This is a genomic window from Methylobacterium sp. D54C (genome assembly GCF_053345595.1).
The window spans coordinates 1-9,135 of record NZ_JBKFAK010000059.1; the positions used below are offsets into that span (position 1 = coordinate 1).

A 9,135-nucleotide genomic window follows, 5' to 3' on the forward strand; every position below is an offset into this window, starting at 1 on the left:
CGCATTCGTCCCTGGGCTATCGGCCGCCCGCGCCCGTCAGCTACCCGGATCTGGCCTTCCGGCTACCCATGGCAGCGGCCATGCAGTAGCCTCCCAATCGGCTCGGTCCAAAATATCGGTCAGGTCAACGTCGGCCGCCATGCTCGCACGTGAGAAGCCGGCCCTGACGGTCGCGAGTATGGCCATTCGGATAGCCGGCCGGCTTCTGGAACTCGTCAACCAGGCCCGTGGATTCCTGCCAGCGGAGAGTTCGGTCGTTGGGAATATCCGACCAGATCAGACAGCGCTGATCGGCCATCCAGACGGGGCCCTCGCTCCAGCGGGCTCCCGTCCAGAGGCGCTCGACACCACCGGCATCCAACCTGTACTTGGCGAAGCTCGGATCGAGGATCTCGAAAGCGGGATCCGGATAGCGCACGGTGTCGTCCCAGCGCGCGGCCGCAGGCCCCGCCGCCAGGAAAGAGGCTGCACCAGTCGCAAGCGAGAACAGGTCCCGGCGCGTGGTCGTCGTCATGCTCTCGATCTCCCCGACGTTTCCTGAGTTCAGGTTGATCCGATCAAGCGCCGAGCAACGCGCGTCGCTGGTCCGTGGTGAGGGCAATGAGAGGTGGGCACAGGCGAAGCCAACTGTCCTCGCCCGTCGCCTGGGCGATCAGGGTCTTGATCGCGGCCATCTGACGAGGGCCGACGGTTCGCTCTCGCTCCGTGACGACGCGAGCCTGAGCGGCCGCAACCTCATCTGCCTTCGATGGGTCGGCATAGTGCCGGTAGACGAAGGCGAGATCGGCCGCACAAAGGTTGGAGGTGGCGGTGATGCAGCCCGCAGCGCCCTTCGCCATAAGCGGCAGCAACAGCGGGTCGGCGCCAGTCAGAACGGCGAAGCCGGGGAACCACTCGATCATCGCCACATGGTTGGCGATGTCACCGGAGGAATCCTTGATGCCGGTGACGGTCTCTGGATAGCGCGCCCGCAGCCGCTCGATCAGGTCGTGGGAGATCGGCACGGCCGAGACTTGGGGGATGTGGTAGAGCACGACACGAAGCCGCGCATCGCCGATCCGCTCGATCACCTCCGAATAGGCGGCAAACAAGCCGTCATCGGTGACACCCTTGTAGTAAAAGGGCGGAAGCATCACGACCGTATTCACGCCGAGCGAAAGAGCGTGCTTCGTCAGGTCGATCGTCTCCGCGATCGCCGCAACGCCGGTGCCAGGCATCAGCTTATCCGGGGCGACGCCAGCTTCGACCGTGACCTCCAATAGCGCCTTGCGCTGGACCAGCGAGAACGAGTTCGCCTCGCCGGTCGTGCCGAGCAGGGCGACGCCGTCGCAGCCCTGTGCGATGAGCCGCTTGGCATGGGCCACGAACAGCGTGTGGTCGGGCGCGTAATCGGCTGTGAGCGGCGTAGCGGCGGCGCAGAAGACGCCGCGAGGATGAAGGACGGTCATCACAGAAACCTTCAGTAGGCGGCTCGGTAGAGCGTGAGGATGTCGGCGCGGCTCATGTCGCGCGGATTGTTGTCGAGGAGCCTTCGGATGGCGTGGGCCTCGCCCGCCATCGCGTCGAGATCGTCCTCCGGCACGCCGATGCGCGACAGGCGCAGCTCCACGCCAAGATCCGCGCAGAATCGGGTCGCATACTCGCGGACGAGCGCCTCGTCGGAACTGGCCGGCGCACCGAGCGCCTGGAGCACGAGCGCGGTCTTCTCCGGGACGGCGGGCGCATTGAACGCCAGCGTGTGCGGGAAGATCGCCGCGCAGGCGAGCCCGTGGGCAACGTGGTGCCGGGTGCCAAGCGGATAGGCCACGGCATGGCCGGCGGTAGTGTTCACCGGTCCGAGGCAGAAACCGCCATAAAGCGAGGCCAGAGACAGCCCGGCCCGGGCCTCACGATCGGAGCCATCGGCGACCGCACGCGGCAGGTAGCGACCGACGAGGCGGGCGCCTTCCAGCGCGTAGAGATCGATGGCCGGGTGCGCCTTCCGGCTGGTGAAAGCTTCGACGCAATGGGCCATGGCGTCGACGCCCGTGGCGGCGGTCACGGCGGCTGGCACGGTCATGGTCAGGTCGGGGTCGATGACCGCCAGATCCGCCAGCATATGGCGGCTCTGCACCGCGAGCTTGGCCTGCGCCTCCGGGTCCGTGACGAGGGAGCGCGTGCCCGCCTCGCTGCCGGTGCCTGCGGTAGTCGGGACCTGGACGAGGCCGATCCGGCGACCGAGCACCTTCTCGGGGCCGACGACATCGCGCAGGGTCTGGCCGCTGCCCGGCAGGACGGCGACGAGCTTGGCGAGATCCATGGCGCTGCCGCCGCCGAAGCCGATCACGCAATCGGGGCGGACCTCTTCCGCGAGCGCCAGCGCGGCATCTAGGTTCGGGAGGTCCGGCTCTGGCTTCACCGTGCCGAACACGGTGAAGTCGCCGGAAAGGCCGAGCAGATCCACTCGGCCGGCGTTGAAGGCATCGGCCACGACGAGGGGCCGGCGGTAGCCGCGTTCGGCGAGGAAGCGTGCCACGCGGGACAGGGCGCCCGCGCCGAAGGCGATCTCCTGCGGCCGGACGAGGTCGATCGGCGAGGCGATATTCATGGCGACCCTCACGCGGCGCGGCGGTTGGCGGCGAGCTTCTCGGCGAACTCGATCGCCTCGATCAGGCTGCGCTCGTTGGCGATGCCCTTCCCGGCGATGTCGAAGGCGGTGCCGTGGTCGACCGAGGTCCGGATGATCGGCAGGCCGAGGGTGATGTTCACGCCCGACAGGTCCATCCACTTCCCCGTGGCCGGGTCGATCTCGAAGCCCAGGAGCTTCACCGGGATGTGCCCCTGGTCGTGGTACATCGCGACCACCGCGTCGTACTGGCCGGCGCGCAGCTTCACGAACACCGTGTCGCCCGGCACCGGACCGTGGACGTTCAACCCGTCGGCGTTGGCCTTCTCGATGACGGGCGTGCTGACGTCGATGTCCTGGCGCCCGAACAGGCCGCCTTCCCCCGCATGGGGGTTCAGCGCGGCGATCGCGATCTTCGGCCGCTCCAGACCCAGACCCTTCAGGGCCTTGTCGGTGAGGTCGATGACGAGGCGCAGGCGCTCCGGGGTCAGGCGCTTCGGCACGTCCTCCAGCGCCACATGCGTGGTGACGTGCGAGACCCGCATGTTGCCGTGGGCCAGCAGCATCACCGAGCCGCGCACGCCGGTCAGCTCCGCCAGCATCTCGGTGTGGCCGGCATAGTGGTAGCCGGCCTTGTTGAGCGCTTCCTTGTTGAGCGGCGCCGTGACGATGCCGCCGATCCGCCCCGCCAGCGCTAGGCGCACCCCGGCCTCGATCGCCTTGTAGGCGAAGCGCCCGCCATCGGCCGAGAGCCGGCCCGGCTCGATCGGCGCGCCCTCGGCATCGGCCTGGAGGCAGCACAGGACCGGCCAGTCGCCGTCCTCGGAAACCTCCGGGATGGGCTCGGGCAGGAGGCCGAGGGCTTGTTCCGCCCTCCGCAGCGCCGGGGCGCTGCCGATGACCATGAGCTTCAGATCGCCGGCATCGATCCGGTCCTTCAGCCGCGCGGCGGCCTTGACGATGATCTCCGGGCCGATGCCCGCGGGATCACCCATGGTGATGGCGAGATGGGGAGTCATGTGCCGCTCCTGTCGTGCGGAAAGCCGTTCTGGTGGAGGAGGTCGCGCCAAAGGCCGGGCGCGCCGAAGGCCCCCGATTTCGACACGATCGGCAGGCCGTCCCAGCGTCCGCCGCGCAGCGTCGAGCGCGGCAGGCCGGGGGCGATCTGCCCCGTCACGTCGAGGCATTCGACGGACAGGGCGAGGCAGAGCGCCTTGAGCGTCTCTCCCCCGGCGACGAGAAGGCTCCCCGGCCGGGGAAGATCGTCGGCCAGTCTCGCGAAGGCCCTAGCGATCTGCCCGGCGGCGGCCTCGCGGGCCGTACCGGGGGGAAGGTCGAGGCTCGCCATCACCGCCCCGTCGCGGGACAGGCGGTCCATGATGAGGTCGCGATGCGGCGCGCCGTGGTCGAGGACGAGCCGCAGAGGCCCGCAGGCCGCGAGCTGGGCTCCGGTCTCCTCGCGGTCGGACCCGAACAACCCGAGGACCGGGCCTTCCAGCCGGACATCGGCCGGCGGCGTCACCCCTCTGGAGAGGGCGGCGGCGAGTCCGCCGCTGCCGCACCACAGGACGGGGCCATCCGCCGGCAGGGCCGCGATGGCGGCAAGGTCTTCATCGGTCAGCGCATCGTAGACCGCGACGCCCTCGACCGGCCCGTCCGCGAAGTAGGCCCGGTGGGCGGGGCAACCAGCTTCGCGCAATGTCTGCGCGATATCGGCCGAGACGGGGACCCAGTCCTCGCCGCGCCTCATCTGCTGTCGGCCTTCTACCGTAGCCCGGCCTTGGTAAGGGAAGGCGGGCGCCACGATGCAGCGTCGCCAGCCGCCCGCCTTCACCGTTGTCGCCATCTCCGCCGCCCAGGGACCGCGCATGAGGCTGTCGAGCTTCTTGAAGGCGATGTCCGCCCCGTCGAGGCGGGGCAGGAGGCCGTGCGTGATCCGCACCGCCTCCTCCGCTCCGCGCTCGCGCGTCCCGGAATCGATGGCGAGCGAACCCGATGCCCGATCCGGCATGATCTCCGGCCACACGACCGGGATCGTGCCACAGAGGCCGGTGAGACCGGCCGCTGTGTCGAGGGTCCCGGTCAGGTCGTCGGCGATCAGGCGCAGGGTGGGCATCGGAGCCTGCCTCACGCCTTCGAAGGGGTGGCGCCGACCGCGAGGGTGTCGGTCTCGTCCCGGCTCTTCAGCGGCGCGATCTCGCCGACGATGAACAGGTACGAGCAGGCACCGACGATGCTGAGCGTGCCGGCCACCGCGAGCGGCACGACGAACGAGCCCTGGGTGATTGAGACCATCACGCCGGTGAAGGTGGTGATGGCGATGCCCGCGAGGTTCGAGGCGAAGTTCTGGATGCCCGAGATCGAGGCGACATGGGCCGGGGTCGGGGCGACGTCGCCCGGCAGCGTCCAGATGTTGGCGCCGGCGAACGCGAGGCCGGAGTACGAGATCGCCAGCAGGGTCAGGGCCGCCGCGTCACCGGGAACCAGCGGCGCCAGGGCCACCACGGAGGAGGCGAGCAGGCCGCCGACGAGGCAGGTCTTCCGGGCGGCGGTGAGGCTCCAGCCACCCTTGAACAGGCGGTCGGAGAGATAACCGCCGAGCCAGCCGGCCGGGATCGCCACGAGGCCGGGCACCAGCCCGAGCGTGCCGAGCTTCGCCAGGGAGAAGCCGCGGGACTGCGTGAGGTAGGAAGGGAACCACGTGGTGTAGAAATAGATGACGAAGTTCAGGCAGAAGAACCCGATCATCATCCCCCAGATCGTCCGGTAGCGGAACAGTTCGGCGTAGCCGATCTTCTTCGCACCAGCCTTCACCGCGTAATCGGCTTCCAGCACAGCGAGCTGCTCGGCCGTGACGGCGGAATGGTTCTTCGGATCACGGTAGAGGACGTACCACAGCACCATCCACACGAGGCCGATGGCGCCTGTTACGAGGAAAGCCTCGCGCCAGCCGAAATTGGCGATGATGAAGGCGACCAGCGGCAGGGTCATCGCCGAGCCGACGCGCGAACCCGAAGCCCAGATCCCGGTAGCGAGCCCGCGCTCGGAGCGGCGGAACCACAGGGATGTCACCTTGGCGTTCACCGGGTAGCAAAACGCCTCGCCGATCCCGAGCACCAGACGGCAGGCGATGAGCGAGGCGACACCGCCCGCGAAAGCTGTCGCCAGGGTCGCCACCGACATGATCAGCGTCGCGACGGTGTAAGTCAGGCGTGAGCCGAACTTGTCGATCAGCCAGCCGCCCGGAAGCTGCATCAGCACGTAGGACCAGAAGAACGCCGACAGGATCAGGCCCATCAGGGCCGGATCGAGGCCGTATTCCTTCTGGATCATCGGCACGGCGACGCCCAAATTGGCGCGGTCGATGTAGTTGATCGCCACCGCCAGGAAGCACATCAAGACGATGACCCAGCGTTGATTTGGCAATTTTATGTTAGTTTGTCCCACCATGGCGTGTTCCTCCCTCTTGTCGTTATTCAGTCCATCAAGACCTTGCCCGGGTTCATCAATTCGGCTGGGTCGAGCACGCCCTTGATCGCCCGCATCAGGTCGATTTCCAGGGGATCGGTGACGCGGGCGAGCCGGCCGCGGTTGGACAGGCCGATGCCGTGCTCGGCGCTGATGGCGCCCCGCTGCAGACGGGTCTCGTCATCGACGATGCCGTTGATGAGGGCGACGATCCGCTCGGCTTCGCCGTTCTCCGTGAGTTGCGCCCTGTCGATCAGGGCGCAGACATGGATGTTGCCGTCGCCGATATGACCGTGCATCGCTATGAGGGCGTGCGGCACCGCCTCCTGAATCCGCTTCTCGACATTCACGGCGAAGGCGGCCTGACGGTCGAGCGGGACGGCACTGTCGTGGGAGACCACGAGCCCGGAGCGCTTGTTTCCCTCCGAGACGCTGTGGCGGACCTTCCAGATGCCCTTGGCCTGCGTCTCGCTCGACGCGATCAGCGCGTCCGAGATCAGCTCGCGCTCCAGGGCTTCGCCCAGGGCGGCTTCGAGGGGCGTCGCGAGGTCAGTGCCGGTAAGCGTGTCGGTCAGTTCGATGATGAGATACCACGGCGTATCGAGGCTGAATGGGATCGCCGTATCCGGCACGTGATCGCGGATCGCTTCGATCTGGCTTCGGTTCATGATTTCCAGCGAACCCAGCCGGTCGCCGACATGGGAGCGGAGTAGGCCCATCACCTCCACCGCTTGCTCGACGCCGGGGAGCATCGCGAGCGCCGTAACGGACACCCGCGGCCGGGCGAAGAGCTTCAGAACCGCACCTGTGATGATGCCGAGGGTGCCTTCGGCGCCAATGAAGAGCTGCTTCAGGTCGTAGCCGGTGTTGTCCTTGCGGAGGGCACGCAGACCGTCGAAGATCCGGCCGTCGGGCAGCACCGCCTCAATACCGAGGACGAGTTCGCGCGTGGGGCCATAGCGCAGCACGGCGGTACCGCCCGCGTTGGTACCGATGTTGCCGCCAATCTGGCAGGATCCCTCCGCCCCGAGGCTCAGCGGGAAGAACCGGTCCGCCGCCTCGGCCGCGGCTTGGATATCGGCCAGGACGCACCCGGCCTCGACGGTGATGGTGTTGGCCAGTGGGCTGACGGCCCGGATTGCCCGCATCCGGTCCAGCCGGATCACGAGGTTGCGGCCGGGCGCCGTCGGGGTCGCGCCGCCGCACAGGCCGGTATTGCCGCCCTGCGGGACGATGGCGATGCCCTCACGGTGCGCCAAAGCGACGACCTGCGACACCTCGGAGACATTCGCGGGCTTCACCACCGCGTCGGCTTGGCCGTGGTAGCGCTCGCGCCAATCGGTCACGTAAGGGGCGAGGTCGTCCTGCGGACCCATTACATTCCGGGGGCCGACGATGCCGGCCAAGCGATCGATGAAGCCTTGAGCATCACTCACGGCAATCTCCCTACAAGCGAGGCCGAGCCCTGCGCCTACTTGTTATATAGTTGTAATGCAAATACCTGTCGTTGCACGACAGGTCAAGTGGTCCTGGCCGCCCAATTTGGGACAGGTTCCGTCGGAGCGCCTCATATCACGAGGGGACACGCATCAGCATCGGCGCATTGCCGGTTCGGCGCGAGCCGTTGGGCACCTGACATCTTTTTAACAACTTGGGTGACGCGAGCGCCAAAATGTGTCAGGTTGTTGCTTTCTCGATCCGACATCCATCAGAGCGGCAGTGCGGGAACGGAACGCCAGTGACAGCATCCTTGGCCCCCTCACCTGAGGCGCCAATGCCTCGCCCGACAAGTCTGGTGGATACCGTCTATCGGGCGATCCTCGCTGGCGTGGCGGACGGCACCTATGCGCCGAACGACCGCTTGCCGAGCGAGCACGATCTCGCCGGCCAATTCAGGGTCTCGCGACCCGTGGTGCGTTCAGCCCTCGACCGGCTGAGGCGCGAGGGGACCATTGTGTCGAGGCGCGGCGCGGGAAGCTTCGTCCGAGCGAGCGAGGCGAAGCAGACGCTGGGCTTCGCGCCGGTGGAGAGCATCGCCGACATTCAACGGTGCTATGAGTTCCGGCTCACGATCGAGCCGGATGCTGCCTTCCACGCGGCCCTGCGGCGGGACGAGGCCGCCCTCCAGCGTATCGAGGCAGCGCTGGAGCTTCTCACGGCGGCAACGCGCCAGGAGCAGCACCGGGAAGATGCCGACTTCATGTTCCACCATGCGATAGCGGAGGCCTCGAACAACCACTATTATGCGGCCTCACTTCAGGCGCTGCGTTCGCACATCGCGGTCGGCATGAAGATCCATGGCCTGTCCCTGCTCGGACCGAATTCGGGTCTGAAAGGCGTGCTCGAAGAGCACGAGGGTATCTTCCGCGCGATCCGAGATGGGGAGGGTGATGGAGCGCGTCACTCGATGGCCACGCATATTCGCACGTCGCGGGACCGCTTGTTTGAAGGCCGACTGCTCGATCTTTCGCTCTGAGCTTCGGGATGTTGGCACAGCCGATTGAAAATCAGATCAGACGAAGAAGTAAGATACGTGGGGGGCTCGCCCGCTTTCCCAAGTGGCGCCATCCGAGTCGGCCGGACCACTTTCGGCCATTCCTCCCCTTGGACAAGCGTCTGCTTTCCGATGGCTTAATCCCGAAACCAGAACATCCGCAATCCACTCTTCTCGGACTTCGCTTCGGCGTGGTGTCGGCGACCTCTCCGACACCCATGGTCATGACCGAAACGCCGTCGAGATGAAGCTGGCGTGTTCCGAGCAGAGGAACGTCACGGCCGCCTAAATCTCCTCGTCCCGACCGGGACGAAGGCTGGATCAACCGCGTTCACAAGTACGCCGTCCTCCATGCTACGAAATGTCGAGATCCCGATCAGGGCGCCTCGTCCCCATACCCATCCTTCGGGCACGCCTCCGCGTCCAGCGCCGCATCGCGTGCAAAGCAGATGGGGTGGATGGCTCCCGCTCCGACTGACGGCATCTCGGTGCCAAGATGTGGTCGCTGTCGAAGCAGCAGCCACGCAGATGCAGGAGCCATCCCCATGGAGATCACCACCGTCGGCAT

The 9,135-nt window shown here is 67.1% G+C and carries 8 protein-coding genes; 1 reads left to right on the forward strand and 7 read right to left on the reverse strand.

Translation table 11 applies throughout. From position 1 onward, the window contains the following. Nucleotides 1-124: 124 nt before the first annotated feature. From ACLBYB_RS32110 to ACLBYB_RS32140, 7 genes are read right to left on the reverse strand one after another with little or no spacing between them, the layout of a single operon-like run. Nucleotides 125-514, reverse strand: coding sequence for an SMP-30/gluconolactonase/LRE family protein (locus ACLBYB_RS32110; protein ID WP_447701290.1), 390 nt, complete (start codon nucleotides 512-514; stop codon nucleotides 125-127). A 43-nt stretch (nucleotides 515-557) separates the two neighbouring features. Then, complete coding sequence (locus ACLBYB_RS32115; protein ID WP_447701291.1) at nucleotides 558-1,448, reverse strand: dihydrodipicolinate synthase family protein; 891 nt, start codon at nucleotides 1,446-1,448, stop codon at nucleotides 558-560. An 11-nt stretch (nucleotides 1,449-1,459) separates the two neighbouring features. After that, a complete protein-coding gene (locus ACLBYB_RS32120; RefSeq protein ID WP_447701292.1) occupies nucleotides 1,460-2,587 on the reverse strand; it encodes an iron-containing alcohol dehydrogenase in 1,128 nt (375 codons plus the stop codon). Between the two features lie 8 nt (nucleotides 2,588-2,595). Beyond that, on the reverse strand, nucleotides 2,596-3,624 hold the full coding sequence (gene pdxA / locus ACLBYB_RS32125; protein WP_447701293.1) for a 4-hydroxythreonine-4-phosphate dehydrogenase PdxA: 1,029 nt from the start codon (nucleotides 3,622-3,624) through the stop codon (nucleotides 2,596-2,598). Beyond that, entirely contained in the window at nucleotides 3,621-4,721 is a 1,101-nt protein-coding gene (locus tag ACLBYB_RS32130) for a four-carbon acid sugar kinase family protein (RefSeq protein WP_447701294.1), read from the reverse strand. Before ACLBYB_RS32130 ends, pdxA begins: the two co-directional genes overlap by 4 nt. Nucleotides 4,722-4,732: 11 nt before the next feature. Continuing rightward, on the reverse strand, nucleotides 4,733-6,055 hold the full coding sequence (locus ACLBYB_RS32135; RefSeq protein WP_447701295.1) for an MFS transporter: 1,323 nt from the start codon (nucleotides 6,053-6,055) through the stop codon (nucleotides 4,733-4,735). 26 nt (nucleotides 6,056-6,081) lie between these two features. Further along, nucleotides 6,082-7,509 carry an FAD-binding oxidoreductase gene (locus tag ACLBYB_RS32140; RefSeq protein WP_447701296.1) on the reverse strand — a complete coding sequence of 476 codons (1,428 nt, stop codon included), beginning with the start codon at nucleotides 7,507-7,509 and terminating at the stop codon, nucleotides 6,082-6,084. A gap of 338 nt (nucleotides 7,510-7,847) precedes the next feature. Between ACLBYB_RS32140 and ACLBYB_RS32145 the strand changes: the two genes are divergently transcribed. Then, on the forward strand, nucleotides 7,848-8,549 hold the full coding sequence (locus tag ACLBYB_RS32145; RefSeq protein ID WP_447701297.1) for a FadR/GntR family transcriptional regulator: 702 nt from the start codon (nucleotides 7,848-7,850) through the stop codon (nucleotides 8,547-8,549). The last annotated feature ends 586 nt before the right edge of the window (nucleotides 8,550-9,135 follow it).